Raw genomic sequence first — 16,805 nt, forward strand, 5'->3', positions numbered from 1 at the left:
TTTTTTGAAGAATTTTTCGTTTCTTCTCAACCGCTTAGCTGAACCGAAGCAGCGCTTCCGATCAGCGGGATGCGCATATTACAGCATCCGAAAACACTGTCAAGCACCTCATTCATCAACAGCGCTTCAACCCTGCCGACCCGGCTCATTCTACAGAATCGCACCGCTCCTGCAAGCCTTTTATTTACCTAAGCCTTTGATTAAAAAGACTTTTTATGGGGCCTAGCATTGCAAGAGCGGCGAATTATAGGCAGCTCAGCCCGCAGGTCAAGCATTTACTGCTTATTCAAGCGAATACGCGCAAATGCCTTCTTGCCAGCCTGACAGACATGCTCAGCACCCAGCACAAACATGAACTCGCGCCCCACCACTTCACCATCAACCCGCACACCGCCAGAGTTCAGCAAGTCCCGCGCCACCGCAGAGTTCTTCACCAGACCCGCTCTATTCAAAACGGCCGCGATCGGCATATCCGCTTCAGCCTGCAGCTCCACCTCAGGCAGGTCATCCGGCAGCTCACCCTCTTTCATGCGATTCCCGGCGGCCCGATGCGCAGTAGCTGCAGCTTCCTGACCATGGAAGCGAGCAACCAGCTCTTCCGCCAGCTTGATCTTGATATCCCGCGGATTGGCTCCAGCAGCCACATCACGCTTGAACTGTTCAATCTCCTCAAGCGAACGAAAGCTCAACAACTCGAAGTACCGCCACATCAGCGAATCAGGCATGGATACCAGCTTGCCGTACATGACGCCAGGAGCTTCCTGAATACCTATATAGTTACCCAGCGACTTGGACATTTTCTTCACGCCATCCAAGCCCTCCAGCAAGGGCATAGTGACGATGCATTGCGACTCCTGCCCATACGCACGCTGCAGCTCTCGCCCCATGAGCAGATTGAACTTCTGATCCGTACCACCCAGCTCAACGTCCGCACGCAGAGCAACCGAGTCATAGCCCTGAACCAACGGATAGAGAAACTCGTGTATGGCAATCGGCTGACTGCCCTTATAACGCTTGTCGAAATCGTCGCGCTCCAGCATACGCGCCACCGTGTACTGGGAAGCCAGGCGGATAAAGTCCTGCGGACGCAACTGATCCATCCACATGGAGTTGAACGCCACTTCAGTTTTAGCCGGATCGAGAATCTTGAACACTTGCTGCTTGTAGGTTTCAGCGTTCTCCAGCACCTGCTCACGCGTCAGGGGCGGACGCGTGGCACTTTTGCCGCTGGGGTCACCAATCATTCCGGTGAAGTCGCCAATCAGGAAGATCACCTGATGCCCCAGCTCCTGGAACTGGCGCAGCTTGTTAATTAGTACGGTATGCCCCAGATGCAAGTCCGGCGCCGTAGGATCAAAACCTGCCTTAATACGCAGAGGCTGCCCGCGCTTGAGCTTCTCAACCAGCTCAGCCTCAACCAGAACCTCTTCTGCGCCACGCTTGATGAGCGCCAGCTGCTCCTCTACCGACTTCATGAAAAACCCCGAAAGCACCTGAAAACAAAAGGGAACCAACCTTACAAGATCGCTGACTAAATACAAGTTTTGCGCCTGTAAGAGCCAGAAAGACTTTCAGGGTTGCCCGAAGCTTCTTTTGGTTATATTTTATACAGTTAGTTCACTATTCTTCTAAAAACACCACACGCCATGACCCAAGTGACCCCTAAAGCGGCACGCTACCCCAAGAGCCACCTGATGGCTGCTAGCGGCGTAGCAGCCATGCTGAGCCTGGCCCTGCTGGTGTTTCCAACCCAGGACGTAGAGGCCAAGAAGACCTTCCTGGATCTCGACCTCGAGCTATCCGGCGACTATCGCCAGGATGAGGATGCAGAAGACATTCGCCCGGCCAAATCGCCTTTTGCCCAAGTTGATGAGGGCAAGAGCACGGAAGCAACACTGGATAAAGGCTTGCAGCGAATCACCATAGCGAATGGCGACACGCTCTCTACGGTGTTCACCCAAGTCGGCTTGGGCGCTTCCGTATTGCATGCAGCGCTGGCCAGCAGCAAGGAAGCGCGCCAGTTCACACGCCTGAAAGTCGGTCAGGTATTGGAATTTCGCCTTGATGAGCAGGGTGAGCTGAGCTCGCTGCACTCCAAACTTAGCGATCTGGAAAGCATCAGCCTGACCAATAATGGCAAAGGCTTCAGCTTCAAACGTGACCTCATCAAGCCAGAAACTCGCACCCGCTACGCTCGCGGCAACATTGATAGCTCCCTGTTCGGCAGCGCCAAGAAAGCTGGGCTGTCGCATCGATTGACCATGGATCTGGCCAACGTATTTGGCTATGACATCGACTTCGCGCTGGATCTACGCGAAGGCGACGAATTCGAACTGGTTTACGAAGAGAAGTTTGTCGCCGACAAGGTCGTGGGTAGCGGCAATATCCTCGCCGCACGCTTCACCAACCGTGGCAAAACCTACAGCGCCGTACGTTACGTAAACAAGCAAGGCCTACCCAGCTACTATCGTGCCGACGGCACCAGCATGCGCAAGGCATTTATCCGCACTCCCGTTGACTTTGCCCGTATCAGTTCGCGCTTTTCTACTGGGCGTAGACACCCCGTACTCAACAAAATTCGCGCACACAAAGGTGTCGACTACGCAGCGCCTCGAGGCACTCCGATCAAAGCCACAGGCGATGGCCGCGTCACCTTGGCTGGGCGCCATGGCGGCTATGGCAACACAGTAATCATCCAGCACGGCAATCGTTACAAGACGCTCTATGCGCACATGCATAACTTTGCCAAGGGGATTCGTAACGGCAGCCAGGTCAAGCAGGGTCAAGTGATCGGCTACGTGGGCACCACCGGCCTGTCCACCGGACCACATCTGCATTACGAGTTCCAGGTCAACGGCGTGCATGTCGATCCCCTGAGCCAGAAACTTCCCATGGCCGACCCCATTGCCGCCAGCGAGAAGCAACGCTTCCTGCAACAAAGCAAACCGTTGATGGCACTGCTTGATCAGGAACGCAACAGCATGCTGGCCTTGAATCGCGAATCCCGCTGATGCTCTATATAGGCGTGATGTCCGGCACCAGCCTGGACGGACTGGACATCGCCCTAGTCGAGCTGCAAGCCGGCAACTGGACGTTGCGTGATGCCTTCTGTGCCAGCCTGCCAGGCACACTCCGGCAGGAGCTTCTGGAGCTTTGCCAACCAGGCCACAATGAACTAGCCCGTGTCGCCTTGGCAGAGCAGCAATGGGTGCATCTTGCAGCCAATGCCATCAATCAGTTACTGACAGACCTGCATCTGGACGCCAGCGATATTCGCGCCATCGGCAGCCACGGGCAGACCGTACGCCACGAGCCTGGGGCAGGTTACACCTGGCAAATCGGCAACCCCGCTCTGCTGGCCGAACTGACCGGCATCACCGTAGTCAGCGACTTTCGCCGTCGCGATGTCGCTGCCGGTGGTCAGGGCGCTCCCCTCGTGCCGGCCTTTCATGAACTACTGTTTGCCCACCCCGAACAATCACGAGCATTGCTCAACGTCGGCGGATTCAGCAATCTCAGCCTGCTTGCTCCTGAGCAAGCAACTCGCGGCTTCGACTGCGGCCCCGGCAATGTACTCATGGATGCCTGGATCCAGCGACATCATCAACTACCCTATGATGCCCAAGGCGCCTGGGCGGCCAGCGGCAAGGTGCATCAGCAACTGCTGCAACGCATGCTCGCCGAGCCATTTTTTCAGCAGCAAGGCCCCAAGAGCACCGGGCGCGAGCTATTCAACCTGAACTGGCTGGACCGCCTGCTGTCCGCTTTTCCCGAGGTATCGAACACAGACGTGCAAGCCACGCTTCTGGAGCTTACCGCGCAAAGTTGCGCCAGAGCCCTACTCGACACGCTCAAAGACTGCCAACAGCTGCTGCTATGTGGTGGCGGCGCGCACAACCACGCTCTGCACGCACGCCTAGGCGAGCTTTTGCCAGGTATCGAGGTATTAAGCAGCAGTGCACTGGGCGTCGATCCAGACTGGATGGAAGCCATGGCCTTTGCCTGGTTGGCGCATTGCTGCCTACAGGGTATTCCAGCAAACCGCCCAGCGGTCACCGGCGCAAGCGGCTTGCGAGTGCTCGGCGCGATTTATCCAGCATGAAGCACCACAGCCCAGCACCGACAATCAAATGGAGAAGGAAGACCCGCAACCACAGGTGGTTGTCGCGTTGGGGTTATTGATCACGAAGCGAGAGCCTTCCAGGCCTTCCTGATAATCCACCTCGGAGCCTACCAGGTACTGGAAGCTCATGGCATCGACAACCAGACTGACGCCTTCGCGCTCAATCACGGTATCGTCTTCTGCCAGATCCTCGTCGAAAGTAAAGCCATATTGAAAGCCCGAGCAGCCGCCGCCCGTCACGAATACACGCAACTTCAGGCGCGGATTGCCCTCCTCCTCCACCAAGGTCTTGACCTTGCGTGCGGCCCCTTCGGTGAATTGCATAGGGGCTGGAGTAAAGGTTTCGACGCTCATCGTGCAAATCTCCCGGCTCTTGGCCGCTATAGCGCTGTCAGGTAAGCATTATCCGCTTACCCGACAAAAACGGTCAACTAAGCCCTTGCAAATCAGGGCAGCAAGGCTGCGTGATTCAGCCCTAGCCGCTCATCCAGACCAAACAGAATGTTCATGTTCTGCACGGCCTGCCCAGAAGCACCTTTGACCAGGTTATCGATAGCCGCCAACACCACCACCAGATCGCCCTCCTGTGGACGGTGCACGGCAATGCGGCAGACATTGGCCCCGCGCACACTACGCGTTTCTGGATGGCTACCAGCCGGCATGACATCGACAAACGGCTCATTGGCATAGCGCTGTTCAAAAAGCTGCTGCAAATCGACAGATCGGTCACTCACCCGCGCATACAGGGTGGCATGAATGCCGCGGATCATCGGCGCCAGATGCGGCACGAACGTCAAGCCCACCTCAGCTCCCGCCGCCTGTCGCAGGCCCTGGCGAATCTCCGGCAGGTGGCGATGCCCCTTGACTGCATAGGCTTTCATACTTTCCCCAGCCTCGCACAGCAACGACCCGACACTGGCACCGCGCCCGGCACCACTGACCCCTGACGCACAGTTGGCAATCAAGGTCTGCGTATCGGCGAGGCCTGCCTCAAGTAACGGAATCAGTCCCAACTGGGTAGCCGTCGGATAACAGCCAGGCACGGCAATCAAACGGGCACTGCGGATAGCCTGGCGATTGACCTCAGGTAAGCCATAGACTGCTTCGTCCAGCAGCTCGACAGCACCATGCGGCTGTCCATACCAGCGGCTCCACTCCTCCGCGTCACGCAGCCGAAAATCCGCAGACAGGTCGATAACCCGCGTGCCTGCAGCCAGCAGCTCGCCAGCCAAGGCATGCGCGACACCATGCGGCGTAGCAAAGAACACCACATCACAAGCCCCCAGGGTAGCCACATCCGGCACACTGAAACGCAGCTCGTCGTAGTGCCCGCGCAGATTGGGGTAAAGATCAGCCACGCTGAGCCCCGCCTCCGAGCGCGAGGTAATCACCGCAACCTGTGCCTGTGGATGCTGCGCCAGCAAACGCAGCAACTCCACGCCGGTATACCCGGTCCCACCGACAATCCCCACCTTGATCATGGCTCGCTCCCAACCTGCCCGCAGCTACAAAGGCTGCCGATGATAAAGCGGTCAGCCGCGCCAACCAAGCGGGCAATGGCGATATGGCAAGAGCCCCTCGCTGTACGTCAACGTCGGCAAACCTCTACTATGGCTGCAGTACCTCAGTCGTTGGAACGTCATCATGCTGTACTTATGGATCAAAGCCCTGCACATCATCGCTATCGTCTGCTGGTTCGCCGGCCTGTTCTACCTGCCGCGCCTGTTTGTCTACCACGCCATGAGCGATGACACCCTCAGCCAGGAACGTTTCGTGATCATGGAGCGCAAGCTGTACCGTGGCATCATGAACCCATCACTGATCGCCACCCTGGTGTTCGGCCTCTGGCTGCTGCACATCAATACCGCCTGGCTGCAGATGGGCTGGCTGCACGCCAAACTCAGCCTGGTCGTGTTACTGATCGCCTACCACCTGCAATGCGGCCGCTTGCTACGCCGCTTCGCGGCTGGCCAGAATGACCATGGTCACGTTTTTTTCCGCTGGTTCAATGAAGTCCCGGTGTTGTTTCTGCTGGCCATCGTCATCCTGGTGGTAGTCAAGCCCTTCTGATTCGCCAAGGAGTCCGTCATGAGCCTTCCCGCTCTGTTTGAAGAACGTCTGCGCCTCCCGCTGGTAGCCGCTCCGATGTTTCTGGTTTCCGGCCCCGGCCTGGTAAGTGCCTGCTGCAATCAAGGCATAGTCGGCAGCTTTCCGGCACTCAACCAGCGCGAGAGCAGCGGCTTCAGCGACTGGCTAGATGAAATCCGCGCAAACCTCCATGAGGACGCCGCGCCCTACGCCGTCAACCTTATCGTCCACCCCAGCAATCCACGCCTGCAGGCCGACCTGGCGATCTGCGTCGCCAAGCGCGTGCCGATCGTCATCACCAGCCTGGGCGCGGTCAGGGAAGTGGTAGACGCCGTGCATAGCTATGGCGGCCTGGTCTTTCATGATGTCACCACGCGACGTCACGCCGAAAAAGCTGCCGAAGCCGGTGTCGACGGCCTCATCGCTGTGGCGGCAGGCGCAGGCGGCCATGCCGGCACCTGGAGCCCGCTGGCCCTGCTGGCGGAAATTCGCCAGTTCTTCAGCAAGACCGTGCTCCTGGCCGGCTGCATTAACCATGGTCAGCAGATTCTCGCCGCACAATTGCTAGGAGCAGACTTGGCCTATATGGGCACCCGCCTGATCGCCACCACAGAAAGCCAGGCCAGCACAGCCTACAAACAGATGCTCCTGCAGGCCCAGGCAGCAGACATCATCCATACCCCAGCCGTCTCCGGCGTACCCGCCAGCTTCATGCGCCAGAGCCTGGAAGCTGCCGGCTATGACCTCAAGCGACTACAAGACAAGGGCGACATCAATTACGGCGAAAAGCTCAAACCCATGGACGAAGAGGCCAAGGCCTGGAAAACCGTCTGGTCAGCCGGCCAGGGCGCAGGCGATATAAACGATCTACCCGACGTAGCCGGCTTGGTCAGCCGCCTGCGCGATGAATATCTGGCAGGCTTGAAACACAGCCAGCAACTGGGCCAACACTGGCCACGCACCTGAGCTGTGGTAGGGCGCACAACTCGCCCATTTGCGCTTACAGGGATGCTTGTTCTGCCCGGTTGCCTCACTTAGGCTAGCGCTTTCCCCGCTCTTCAGCCCACAAGGACGCGAGCATGAATGACCCCCGCTTCAAGATAGTCTTTGCCGGCGAGCTCATGCCCGGCCATGCCCTCGAACAGGTTCGCGAGAATATCGCCAACCTGTTTAAAACCGATCCCAGCAAGATTGCTCACCTGTTCAGCGGCCGCCCTGTGGAAATCAAGCGCGACCTCGACAGTAGCGAAGCAGACAAGTACCTGGGTGCCTTGCAACGCGCAGGCGCCAAGGTCAGTAAACAGGAAGACCTGGGCGCCAGCCTGAGCCTGGTCGCTACCGAAGACCATCCCGACCCCAACGCCCCTCAGGAGCCTGGCACCGAGGAGCGCATGACCTGTCCGAAATGCGGCCATGAGCAGACGAAAGCCATCGATTGCAGCGCCTGCGGCATCGTTATTGAGAAATTCCTGGCTCGCCAGGCACAGTTGACACAAAGCGCCAGTCCGACAGCCACACCCTCTCCTTACGCTACGCCACAAGCCGCAGTGGGCGAGACGCTGCCGGAGTTCTGCGAACTACGCCCGTTCACCATTAGCGGCCGAATCGGACGCCTGCGTTACCTGGCCTGGTCACTGGTTCTGGTCTTCGCCATGCTGCCGGTGTTTGCCGTAGTAGCGGGTGCCTTCGCGCTTTCGGAAGTCCTCGGCTTCCTGCTCGGCGCCGTTGCGGTGATCGCCCTGCTGGTGGTGAGCGTGCAGATTGGCGTACAACGCCTGCACGACATCGGCTGGTCAGGCTGGCTGTTTCTCCTCAACTTCGTACCCTTTGTCGGCAGCGTGTTCCCGCTGCTGATGATGCTGATTCCCGGTACGGCGGGCGCCAACCGCTATGCTCCGCCGCCGCCGCCCAACAGCACGGCAGTCAAAGTGCTGGCCGGTATCTGGCTGGCTGTCATCGTCATCGCCATCATTGCGCTGATCATCGCCGGCGGCATCGGCGTACTGGCCGGTCTCGAATAAGCTACCTGGCGGTGTCGCGGAGCGCGACACCGCCAGCCTGGCTATTCGGCATTCACACAGCGCTCCTGGGCCCAATGGCGCAGACGCTGGATATCTTCTGCCATCAACACCGACAACGGCACGCTGCTGTGTAGCTCGCCCAGCAACAGCGCCTGGTCGACCGCCACCTGGCGAGCCTGTGCCGCATACAGCGCACTGACCACCGCCTGCTCGATTTCCGCCCCCGAGAATCCGTCACTGGCCTGCGACAGGGCCGCCAAGTCGAACGCCTCGACGTCCAGTTCTCGACGCCGCAAGTGAATGGCAAAGATCTCTCCACGCACAGCAGGCGTAGGCAGGTCGACAAAGAACAGCTCGTCAAAACGCCCCTTGCGCACCAATTCAGGCGGCAGTTTGTGGATGGCGTTGGCGGTTGCCACCACGAATACCGGTACCTTGCGTTCAGCCATCCAGGTCAACAGGGTACCCAGCACCCGCTGGCTGACCCCGCTGTCGTGGTCACCGGTCGCCAGGCCTTTTTCAATCTCGTCCATCCACAGCACGCAGGGCGCCATTTGCTCGGCCAGCTTCAGTGCTTCACGTAGATTACGCTCGGTTTCACCGAAGAACTTGTTATACAGGCAGGCAAAATCCAGACGCAGCAGGGGCAGCCCCCACAAACCGGCTACGGCCTTGGCCGCCAGGCTCTTACCACCGCCCTGCACCCCCACCAGCAACATGCCACGTGGCGAGTCGGCCATACCGCCCTGCAAGAAGGCTTGCTGGCGCTCGCCCAGCCAGCGCTTCAGATTACCCAGCCCGCCGACTTCGGCGAAGCGTGCAGTCTCCGACTCGAAGCTCAGCACACCCTCCATATCCAGCAACTGGAACTTGGTGCGGTTGAGTTCAGGCAGATCATCCTGGGTAATGGCACCATCATCGACAATCAGGTTGCGCGCCAACGCTCGGGCTTCCGCATGACTGAGGCCGCGCAGATTCTTGACCACCTGCTGCAGCGTGCGATTGTCAGTCCGCACACGCGCATTGCGATTCTGCTCACTCCAGCGCTGCGCTTCTTCACGCACGAGGGCCAACAGCTCATCCTCGCTCGGCAACGCCAGGTTGAAACGCGCCGCCAGCCGTTGGACTTCGGCTGGCAACTTGAAGGCATGCGAGACCAGCACCAGCGTCGGCTTGTGGAGCTCCTCAGCCAAGGCAACATCCTTGAGCAGGCGCACCAGTAACGGATTGTCCGCCAAGTGCGCGTGCAGATCACAAAACACGTACAGGTGATGCTGGCGATCCGCCTTGACCAAACGCAGCGCTGCCACGGGGTCCTCACTATCGGGCAGCGCTTCACCGCCAAAACCCAAGTGTTGCAAACCCTCGCTAACCGACCAGCAATACATCCCTAGGCCACGACGCACGGCCAGACCACTGAGGGTTTGCAGCACGCGCCGCTCGTCCCAGGACTCGATGAGGATCAGCTTGACCCGTGAATCCAGTACCAAACCCAAATCATGAATATCGTTTTTCACCCGCACTCCTTGTCTAGTTCAGTCCCAGGCCAGCTCGCGCGATCGTCACCCGACGGCATGCCCAGTGCAAGCTGCAGACCGGCAAAAGGTTGATCGGGTAGACTAGTTGGGTCATCCAGCGGAGCAATAGTCATGGTCAGCGAGCGCCATTATTCTGCGGTCGATCGTCTGCTGCTGCAGACCGACGCCGCCCTGCGAACCCTGCTGCCGTTCAGCGGCCAACCGTACCGCCCCTCGCCGGCCAATCTGCAGGAAGAATGCAGCCTGCCGGCCGAAAGCGCGCGGCATGTCAGCGGCCTGATGCGTATCAACCATACCGGCGAGGTGTGTGCCCAGGCGCTTTATCAAGGCCAGGCACTGACCGCCCGACTACCGGAAGTCCGCCAGGCCATGGAGCATGCTGCCGAAGAGGAAATCGATCATCTGGCCTGGTGCGAACAACGCATTCGCGAATTGGGTGGCCGTCCCAGCCTGCTCAACCCGCTGTTCTACGGCCTGTCATTCGGGGTGGGAGCGGTGGCCGGACTGATCAGCGACAAGGTCAGCCTGGGCTTCGTCGCGGCCACCGAAGACCAAGTCGTCAAGCACCTGGATGAACACCTGGCCCAGCTGCCCGAACAGGATCACAAGTCCCGTGCCATTCTTGAACAGATGCGCGAAGACGAACTACAGCACGCCACCACAGCCCTGGAAGCCGGCGGCCTGCGTTTCCCTGCACCGGTCAAATTCGGCATGACCCTGCTGTCCAAGGTCATGACCAAGAGCACATACCGCCTATAAGACCTGCCGTAAACGTACGAAGGGCGCCCACCCGGCGCCCTTCTGCCTGCTGACCGATAGCCTGACGCCACGCTTAGCCCAGCTCGATGATCTCGTAATCGTGGCTGATGGCAACGCCTGCACGGCCGAGCATGATCGAAGCCGAACAGTATTTTTCAGCAGACAGCTCGACAGCACGCTTGACCTGCGCCTCCTTGAGCCCCCGCCCCTTGACCACGAAGTGCAGGTGGATCTTGGTGAACACCTTGGGGTCCTCATCGGCACGCTCTGCCTCAACAAAGGCTTCGCAGCTTTCCACAGGCTGACGCGACTTGCGCAGGATGCTCACCACATCGTAGTTACTGCAGCCGCCAAGGCCGAGCAGGATCATTTCCATGGGGCGCACGCCCAGGTTGCGCCCACCCGCTTCTGGCGGACCGTCCATGACCAGCGCATGGCCACTGCCTGATTCGCCGAGAAACAGAGCTTCGCCAGCCCATTGAATACGCGCCTTCATGCACCGCCCTCCACTAAAAAGTGCGGCAGTTTAGCACAGGGCGATACGCCTTCCAGGCCACTCCAGGCTGCAAGCCAGAGGCCGCGCGGCCCCCAGGCTGTTGACTGGGTCGCAAAATGGGTGGTGAGATAGCCTGCGTCTGTTAAGCTCAAAGAAGATAAGTGGCAAACTTGTCGGAATAAGCAGAAAAATAAAAAAGCCAAGTGGATGTCGGTAGAGACTGCGTTGTCAGGCTCGAGTGTTAAGCCATCCCTTTTATAAGTAGTCGCCCGTTGGATCAGGGCTTACCTTTTTTTTCCGGGACTTGGGCATGGTAGCTATCACCCTTACACCAAAGATCAAAAATCTCGACAAGATTCTCGCGCACTGCCAGCGTCGGCGTTACACGGCGAAAAGCACCATCATCTATGCTGGCGATCGCTGCGACTCGCTGTTTTTCATCATCAAAGGTTCGGTCACCATCCTGATCGAGGATGACGAAGGACGCGAGATGATCATCGGCTATCTCAATGCCGGCGACTTCTTCGGTGAAATGGGCCTGTTCGATAAAGAGGGTCAGGAGCAGGAGCGCAGCGCCTGGGTGCGCGCCAAGAGCGAATGCGAAGTGGCCGAGATCAGCTACAGCAAATTCCGCGATATCACTCTGCAAGATCCGGATATTCTGCTGACCCTCGGCAGCCAGATGGCCGAGCGCCTGCGCAAGACGACCCGCAAGGTTGGCGACCTGGCATTTCTCGATGTCACCGGACGTGTAGCGCGCACCCTGCTCGACTTGTGCAAACAGCCCGATGCGATGACCCATCCTGACGGTATGCAGATCAAGATCACTCGCCAGGAAATTGGTCGCATCGTCGGTTGTTCACGGGAAATGGTCGGCCGGGTACTCAAGTCCCTCGAAGAGCAGGGGCTGGTCCACGTCAAGGGCAAGACCATGGTGGTATTCGGTACTCGCTGAGCACCGCCAACCCTAACGCACAAGCCCGCCAAATGGCGGGCTTGTGCGTTAGGGCGCATGCATTACTCAGGGTCGGCCGAGAGTGCCGGACGGGACTTTTCCGGAAAGAACAAGCGCTGCAACTCGCTACCCGGATCATCGGCGCGCATGAACGCCTCACCGACGAGGAAGGCATACACCTCGTTCACTTCCATCAGCTCGACGTCAGCACGGTTGAGGATGCCACTCTCAGTCACCACCAGACGATCGCGCGGAATGCGTGGCAACAAGTCCAGAGTGGTTTCCAGGCTGACCTCAAAACTGTGCAGGTTGCGGTTATTGATGCCTAGCAACGGCGTATCCAGGGTTTTCAGGGCACGCTCCAGTTCATCGCCATCATGCACTTCGACCAGCACATCGAGATCGAACTGGCGGGCCGTCGCGGCCAACTCGGCCATCTGCACGTCACTCAGCGCGGAAACAATCAACAGCACACAGTCTGCAGCCAGGGCACGCGCCTCGACGATCTGGTAAGGATCGATCATGAAATCCTTGCGGATTACCGGCAGTTGGCACGCCGCGCGCGCCTCGCGCAAATAGGCATCGCTACCCTGAAAGAAATCGACGTCGGTCAGTACCGACAGGCAGGTCGCCCCTCCCGCCGCATAGCTGCGGGCAATTTCGGCCGGGACAAAATGCTCGCGCAGAACGCCCTTGCTCGGCGAAGCCTTCTTCACCTCAGCGATCACCGCCGGCTGCTTGCGCGCCGCCTGTTCCAGCAAGGCACGGGCAAAGCCACGCGGCGCATCGGCATGCCGGGCCAGCCCTTCCAACTCTGCCAGGCTGACACGCACACTCCGCTCGGCGACTTCCTCGACCTTGCGGGCGATGATCTTCTCCAACACCGTTGGCACACTCATGGCTGATTCTCCAGTTTGCAGACGGTGGTAAAGGACACCAGCTCGGCCAGCTTTTCCCGCGCCAGGCCACTGCTCAACGCATCCTGCGCCAGCGCAACACCTTCAGCCAGGCTGTTCGCCTGGTCGGCCGCATAGAGTGCCGCTCCGGCGTTGAGCACGATCATGTCGGCGGCCTTACGCGCATTCTCGCTCGACTGCTTGCCCAGCGCGTCCTGGATCAGCGCCAGCGATTGCCGGGCGTCCGCGACATCCAGACCAATCAGGCTCTGGCTCTTGATGCCAAAGTCTTCCGGCTGGATGCGGTACTCACGAATCTGCCCGCCTTGCAACTCGGCGACAAAGGTCGGCGCCGCCAGGCTGATCTCGTCGAGACCATCCTGCGCATGCACCACCAGTACATGCTCACTGCCCAGGCGCTGCAGTACCTGCGCCAGCGGCAGGCACAGCGCCTGGCTGAACACACCCAGCACCTGATGACGCACACCCGCCGGATTGGTCATCGGCCCCAGCATATTGAAGATCGTCCGCAGGCCCATCTCGCGCCGCGGACCGATGGCGTGCTTCATCGCACCGTGGTGGGCCGGCGCAAACATGAAGCCTACCCCGACCGCCTCGATACAGCGCGCAACCTGCGCCGGCGTCAGTTCCAGGTGCACCCCGGCCGCCTCCAGCAGGTCGGCACTGCCGCTCTTGCCGGAGACCGCACGATTACCATGCTTGGCCACCTTGCCGCCTGCCGCAGCGACCACGAAGGCCGCCGCGGTGGAGACATTGAAGATATTCATGCCATCGCCACCGGTCCCGCAGGTATCGACCAGGCGCTCGGCATTGACCGCCACGGGAGCAGCCAGCTCGCGCATGACCGTGGCAGCACCGACGATCTCATCGATGCTTTCGCTCTTCATGCGCAAGCCCATAAGAAACGCGCCGATCTGCGCATCGGTGCACTGCCCGGTCATGATCTCGCGCATGACCGCCTGCATTTCCTCGGTAGTCAGGTCCAGATGATTGACGACCCGATTGAGGGCTTCCCTGATATTCATCGACGCACCCCACCCTGTTGTTTGAGGAAGTTGGCGAACAGCTCATGGCCCTGCTCGGTGAGGATGGACTCCGGATGGAACTGCACGCCCTCGATGTTCAGGGTCTTGTGGCGCAGCCCCATGATCTCGTCGACCGAGCCGTCGGCATGCTGGGTCCAGGCGGTCATTTCCAGGCAGTCCGGCAAGGTTTCGCGCTTGACTACCAGGGAATGATAGCGGGTCACGGTCAGCGGATTGTTCAGGCCGGCGAACACCCCCTGATCGGCGTGAAACACCGGACTGGTCTTGCCGTGCATCACCTGACGCGCGCGCACCACGTCGCCACCGAAAGCCTGGCCGATGCTCTGGTGGCCCAGGCACACGCCGAGGATCGGCAGCTTGCCGGCAAAGTGCAGAATAGCCTCGATGGACACACCGGCCTCGCTCGGCGTGCACGGGCCGGGCGAGACCACGATGCGCTCGGGCTGCAGCGCCTCGATCTCGGCGACCGTCAGTTCGTCATTGCGGATCACCTGCACGTCGGCACCCAGCTCGCCCAGGTACTGCACCACGTTGTAGGTAAAGGAGTCGTAGTTGTCGATCATTAGCAGCATTTTTTGCATAACCTCTTGATTTTACTGCTTTTTTATTAGCTTCTACTGCCATGATACCCGCATATATACCCGCTTTTTATTGTGGTGCTGCAGTGAGCTAGGGGTAAGCAGCCGAAGGCTAGGGAAGCAGGAACAAACAAGGACGGACCGGACGAGCCGGCAAGGAGAAGTCAGGCGCGCCAGCGCCAACGGGCCAGGGCCTTGATGACTCGCATCAGGAGGGTGCTGCTAGTGGTCACGGCGATATCTCGCATTGCTATCCGGGCACAGTAGCCGACAGCGCAATACGGTGCAATAACACCGTACCGCCCAACACCCGTGGAAACTCACACAGCAAGCTCTGCTTGCCCTAAAGCCCCTCCGCAGAAGTCGATTTAAAAATATTTCAGACCTTTATTACCCATGGGAAGACGAGCACGAAAGGCTCGTTTCTACCTCTGGGTATCCTCTTTTGAACAGGAGTCTGAATGATGAGTATTTGCTGTCCTTCCTGCGGTTCTCTTCGAGTTGTAGCGCGCAATCATGGTCGCAAAGTCGGTGGCGCTATTGGCGCCGTTGGCGGCACGGCGAGCGGAGCAGCAGGCGCTATGGCTGGCGCAAAAAGCGGCGCGCTTATAGGTGCTTTCGCTGGCCCCGTGGGTATTACGCTGGGTAGCCTGGCTGGCGCGATTCTGGGCGGCCTGGCAGGTGGAACTGCCGGGGGGCTGGCCGGCGCCAAGATGGGTGAAGAGTTCGATTCTCACGTACTCGACAACTATGAGTGCCATCACTGCGGCACTGCCTTTACACAAAATGAGCGCTGAACTCATCGTACCGATATACGAAACGTTATTACGTATACATACGTAGAAGGAGTATTGTAATGGCTCATCTCATCGAAACCATGGCCTACGCTGGCGCTACCCCGTGGCACGGTCTGGGCAACAACCTGCCGCAGAAACAACCCATCGAAGTCTGGCAACGCGAAGCCGGCATGGACTGGCAGATCCTGGAAAGCCCTGTGCATTTCAAGTCGGACGCCATTGGCCATCTGGGCGCGATCCACTCATTCCCCGAGCAGAAGGTGCTCTACCGTTCGGACACCAAGGCACCGCTGTCGGTGGTCTCGCAGCGCTACCACACCGTGCAGCCTCGCGAGGTGCTGGAGTTCTACCGCGATCTGACCGAGGTCTCCGGCTACGAGCTGGAAACGGCTGGCGTGCTCAAGGGCGGGCGCAAGTTCTGGGCGCTGGCGCGTACCGGACACGGTGCAGCGATCAAGGGTAACGACCAGGTGAATGGCTACCTACTGTTGGCCACGTCCTGTGACGGAACTCTGGCCACCACGGCAACGCCCACCACCATCCGCGTAGTCTGCAACAACACGCTGACCATCGCCCTGGACGGCACCAGCCGTGCGATCAAGGTGCCGCACAGCACCCGCTTCGATGGTGAGCTGGTGAAGAAGCAGCTCGGCATAGCCGTCTCGCAATGGGACGACTTCATGTACCGCATGCGCCACCTGGCTGAACGCAAGGTGCAGTGGCATGAGGCACTGGGCTTCTTCATGAACGTGATGTGTGAGACCAGCCCGACCGGTCCGCTTCCTGAACAGCTGCCGAACGAGCGCGCTCTGCGCAAAGTTCAGGAGCTGTACGAAGGCCGTGGCCGGGGCAGCCAGCTGGACTCAGCACGCGGCACTGCCTGGGGCCTGCTCAATGCCGTGACCGAGTACGTCGATCACGAACGCCGGGCGCGCAGCATTGAGTATCGATTGGACTCTGCCTGGTTCGGCCAGGGCGCGCAGATCAAGCAACGCGCCTTGGACGCAGCGCTGCAGCTCGCCGCTTAAGCTGATGCGGCATAAACACAACCCCTGATCGCCACAAGGGTGATCAGGGGTTGTTCAGCTGCTCTGCATTAAATGATCGCCCTTAATCAGGCGTTCACCCAATCCTCGACGCGCAAACCTGGAACTCGCTCAAACTCACGAAGATTATTCGTGACCAGAATCAGTCCCTGGGCACGTGCGTGTCCTGCAATCATCTGATCATACGGGCCAATAGGCTTGCCGATACGAGCCAGCTCAGCTCGCAATTGCCCGGAATGAGCCGCTGCCTGAGCGTCGTAAGGCAGTACTTCCAGGCGCGCAGCGAAACCTTCAACGTCCGCCAGATTACGCTCGGGATTAGCGGACTTCTCGGCGCCGTAAATAAGCTCCATCAGGGTGACAGTGCTGATGCTCAGCTGCCCTGAATGGCGCTTGAAGGCTTCCCGCACCTGCTCAGGACGATTCTTGATCGTGAAAATG

Annotated in this window: 18 protein-coding genes; 9 read left to right on the forward strand and 9 right to left on the reverse strand. The window is 59.3% G+C overall.

The annotated features are described in order from the left end of the window. Nucleotides 1-275 precede the first annotated feature (275 nt). A complete protein-coding gene (gene tyrS / locus CFY91_RS05515) occupies nt 276-1,475 on the reverse strand; it encodes a tyrosine--tRNA ligase (RefSeq protein WP_093985353.1) in 1,200 nt (399 codons plus the stop codon). 171 nt (nt 1,476-1,646) lie between these two features. On the opposite strand from tyrS, the gene CFY91_RS05520 reads away from it, so the two are divergent. Continuing rightward, on the forward strand, nt 1,647-3,011 hold the full coding sequence (locus tag CFY91_RS05520; protein ID WP_093985354.1) for a peptidoglycan DD-metalloendopeptidase family protein: 1,365 nt from the start codon (nt 1,647-1,649) through the stop codon (nt 3,009-3,011). Further along, nucleotides 3,008-4,102, forward strand: a complete 1,095-nt coding sequence (locus CFY91_RS05525) for an anhydro-N-acetylmuramic acid kinase (protein WP_093985355.1) — start codon at nt 3,008-3,010, stop codon at nt 4,100-4,102. The genes CFY91_RS05520 and CFY91_RS05525 overlap by 4 nt, the downstream gene beginning before the upstream one ends. A 24-nt stretch (nt 4,103-4,126) precedes the next feature. Here the strand turns inward: CFY91_RS05525 and erpA are convergent, their stop codons facing one another. Together erpA and argC are read right to left on the reverse strand one after the other, a co-directional pair. Then, on the reverse strand, nt 4,127-4,477 hold the full coding sequence (gene erpA / locus CFY91_RS05530) for an iron-sulfur cluster insertion protein ErpA (protein WP_093985356.1): 351 nt from the start codon (nt 4,475-4,477) through the stop codon (nt 4,127-4,129). Between the two features lie 92 nt (nt 4,478-4,569). Next, complete coding sequence (gene argC, locus CFY91_RS05535; protein ID WP_093985357.1) at nt 4,570-5,604, reverse strand: N-acetyl-gamma-glutamyl-phosphate reductase; 1,035 nt, start codon at nt 5,602-5,604, stop codon at nt 4,570-4,572. A 163-nt stretch (nt 5,605-5,767) separates the two neighbouring features. Here argC and hemJ point away from each other — a divergent pair, with 163 nt between their 5' ends. From hemJ to CFY91_RS05550, 3 genes are all read left to right on the forward strand, one after another. Continuing rightward, complete coding sequence (gene hemJ / locus CFY91_RS05540) at nt 5,768-6,193, forward strand: protoporphyrinogen oxidase HemJ (RefSeq protein ID WP_093985358.1); 426 nt, start codon at nt 5,768-5,770, stop codon at nt 6,191-6,193. Nucleotides 6,194-6,211: 18 nt separating this feature from the next. Next, nucleotides 6,212-7,177, forward strand: a complete 966-nt coding sequence (locus CFY91_RS05545) for an NAD(P)H-dependent flavin oxidoreductase (RefSeq protein WP_093985359.1) — start codon at nt 6,212-6,214, stop codon at nt 7,175-7,177. A 113-nt stretch (nt 7,178-7,290) separates the two neighbouring features. Then, nucleotides 7,291-8,232: a DUF805 domain-containing protein gene (locus CFY91_RS05550; RefSeq protein WP_093985360.1), complete on the forward strand. Its 942-nt coding sequence runs from the start codon at nt 7,291-7,293 to the stop codon at nt 8,230-8,232. A 41-nt stretch (nt 8,233-8,273) separates the two neighbouring features. Here the strand turns inward: CFY91_RS05550 and CFY91_RS05555 are convergent, their stop codons facing one another. After that, nucleotides 8,274-9,749 carry an AAA family ATPase gene (locus CFY91_RS05555; RefSeq protein ID WP_093985361.1) on the reverse strand — a complete coding sequence of 492 codons (1,476 nt, stop codon included), beginning with the start codon at nt 9,747-9,749 and terminating at the stop codon, nt 8,274-8,276. Between the two features lie 132 nt (nt 9,750-9,881). Here CFY91_RS05555 and coq7 point away from each other — a divergent pair, with 132 nt between their 5' ends. Beyond that, nucleotides 9,882-10,529 (forward strand): 2-polyprenyl-3-methyl-6-methoxy-1,4-benzoquinone monooxygenase, encoded by a 648-nt coding sequence (gene coq7, locus CFY91_RS05560; RefSeq protein ID WP_093985362.1) that lies wholly within the window; start codon nt 9,882-9,884, stop codon nt 10,527-10,529. A gap of 73 nt (nt 10,530-10,602) precedes the next feature. On the opposite strand, the gene CFY91_RS05565 is transcribed toward coq7, so the two are convergent. Further along, complete coding sequence (locus CFY91_RS05565; protein WP_093985363.1) at nt 10,603-11,025, reverse strand: OsmC family protein; 423 nt, start codon at nt 11,023-11,025, stop codon at nt 10,603-10,605. Between the two features lie 310 nt (nt 11,026-11,335). Between CFY91_RS05565 and crp the strand changes: the two genes are divergently transcribed. After that, complete coding sequence (gene crp / locus CFY91_RS05570; protein ID WP_093985364.1) at nt 11,336-11,980, forward strand: cAMP-activated global transcriptional regulator CRP; 645 nt, start codon at nt 11,336-11,338, stop codon at nt 11,978-11,980. Between the two features lie 62 nt (nt 11,981-12,042). Here crp and trpC read toward each other — a convergent pair whose 3' ends face one another. From trpC to CFY91_RS05585, 3 genes are read right to left on the reverse strand one after another with little or no spacing between them, the layout of a single operon-like run. After that, nucleotides 12,043-12,879: an indole-3-glycerol phosphate synthase TrpC gene (trpC, locus tag CFY91_RS05575; RefSeq protein ID WP_093985365.1), complete on the reverse strand. Its 837-nt coding sequence runs from the start codon at nt 12,877-12,879 to the stop codon at nt 12,043-12,045. Further along, complete coding sequence (gene trpD, locus CFY91_RS05580) at nt 12,876-13,922, reverse strand: anthranilate phosphoribosyltransferase (protein ID WP_093985366.1); 1,047 nt, start codon at nt 13,920-13,922, stop codon at nt 12,876-12,878. Before trpD ends, trpC begins: the two co-directional genes overlap by 4 nt. Next, nucleotides 13,919-14,515: an aminodeoxychorismate/anthranilate synthase component II gene (locus CFY91_RS05585; RefSeq protein WP_093985369.1), complete on the reverse strand. Its 597-nt coding sequence runs from the start codon at nt 14,513-14,515 to the stop codon at nt 13,919-13,921. Before CFY91_RS05585 ends, trpD begins: the two co-directional genes overlap by 4 nt. Nucleotides 14,516-14,982: 467 nt before the next feature. Between CFY91_RS05585 and CFY91_RS15745 the strand changes: the two genes are divergently transcribed. Then, nucleotides 14,983-15,318 carry a hypothetical protein gene (locus tag CFY91_RS15745; RefSeq protein ID WP_371870546.1) on the forward strand — a complete coding sequence of 112 codons (336 nt, stop codon included), beginning with the start codon at nt 14,983-14,985 and terminating at the stop codon, nt 15,316-15,318. 59 nt (nt 15,319-15,377) lie between these two features. Continuing rightward, on the forward strand, nt 15,378-16,346 hold the full coding sequence (locus CFY91_RS05595) for a DUF932 domain-containing protein (protein ID WP_093985367.1): 969 nt from the start codon (nt 15,378-15,380) through the stop codon (nt 16,344-16,346). A gap of 86 nt (nt 16,347-16,432) precedes the next feature. On the opposite strand, the gene vapC is transcribed toward CFY91_RS05595, so the two are convergent. After that, on the reverse strand, nt 16,433-16,804 hold the full coding sequence (vapC, locus tag CFY91_RS05600; RefSeq protein WP_243392517.1) for a type II toxin-antitoxin system tRNA(fMet)-specific endonuclease VapC: 372 nt from the start codon (nt 16,802-16,804) through the stop codon (nt 16,433-16,435). Between the last annotated feature and the right edge of the window lies 1 nt (nt 16,805).

This window comes from Pseudomonas fluvialis, from assembly GCF_002234375.1.
Classification (GTDB): domain Bacteria; phylum Pseudomonadota; class Gammaproteobacteria; order Pseudomonadales; family Pseudomonadaceae; genus Aquipseudomonas; species Aquipseudomonas fluvialis.

Bases quoted from the DNA above. Each gene is read 5' to 3' on its own strand.
- tyrS (WP_093985353.1), bottom strand. From the start codon at position 1,475: ATGAAGTCGGTAGAGGAGCAGCTGGCGCTCATCAAGCGTGGCGCAGAA.
- CFY91_RS05520 (WP_093985354.1), top strand. From the start codon at position 1,647: ATGACCCAAGTGACCCCTAAAGCGGCACGCTACCCCAAGAGCCACCTG.
- erpA (WP_093985356.1), bottom strand. From the start codon at position 4,477: ATGAGCGTCGAAACCTTTACTCCAGCCCCTATGCAATTCACCGAAGGG.
- argC (WP_093985357.1), bottom strand. From the start codon at position 5,604: ATGATCAAGGTGGGGATTGTCGGTGGGACCGGGTATACCGGCGTGGAG.
- hemJ (WP_093985358.1), top strand. From the start codon at position 5,768: ATGCTGTACTTATGGATCAAAGCCCTGCACATCATCGCTATCGTCTGC.
- CFY91_RS05545 (WP_093985359.1), top strand. From the start codon at position 6,212: ATGAGCCTTCCCGCTCTGTTTGAAGAACGTCTGCGCCTCCCGCTGGTA.
- CFY91_RS05550 (WP_093985360.1), top strand. From the start codon at position 7,291: ATGAATGACCCCCGCTTCAAGATAGTCTTTGCCGGCGAGCTCATGCCC.
- coq7 (WP_093985362.1), top strand. From the start codon at position 9,882: ATGGTCAGCGAGCGCCATTATTCTGCGGTCGATCGTCTGCTGCTGCAG.
- CFY91_RS05565 (WP_093985363.1), bottom strand. From the start codon at position 11,025: ATGAAGGCGCGTATTCAATGGGCTGGCGAAGCTCTGTTTCTCGGCGAA.
- crp (WP_093985364.1), top strand. From the start codon at position 11,336: ATGGTAGCTATCACCCTTACACCAAAGATCAAAAATCTCGACAAGATT.
- trpC (WP_093985365.1), bottom strand. From the start codon at position 12,879: ATGAGTGTGCCAACGGTGTTGGAGAAGATCATCGCCCGCAAGGTCGAG.
- trpD (WP_093985366.1), bottom strand. From the start codon at position 13,922: ATGAATATCAGGGAAGCCCTCAATCGGGTCGTCAATCATCTGGACCTG.
- CFY91_RS05585 (WP_093985369.1), bottom strand. From the start codon at position 14,515: ATGCTGCTAATGATCGACAACTACGACTCCTTTACCTACAACGTGGTG.
- CFY91_RS15745 (WP_371870546.1), top strand. From the start codon at position 14,983: ATGATGAGTATTTGCTGTCCTTCCTGCGGTTCTCTTCGAGTTGTAGCG.
- CFY91_RS05595 (WP_093985367.1), top strand. From the start codon at position 15,378: ATGGCTCATCTCATCGAAACCATGGCCTACGCTGGCGCTACCCCGTGG.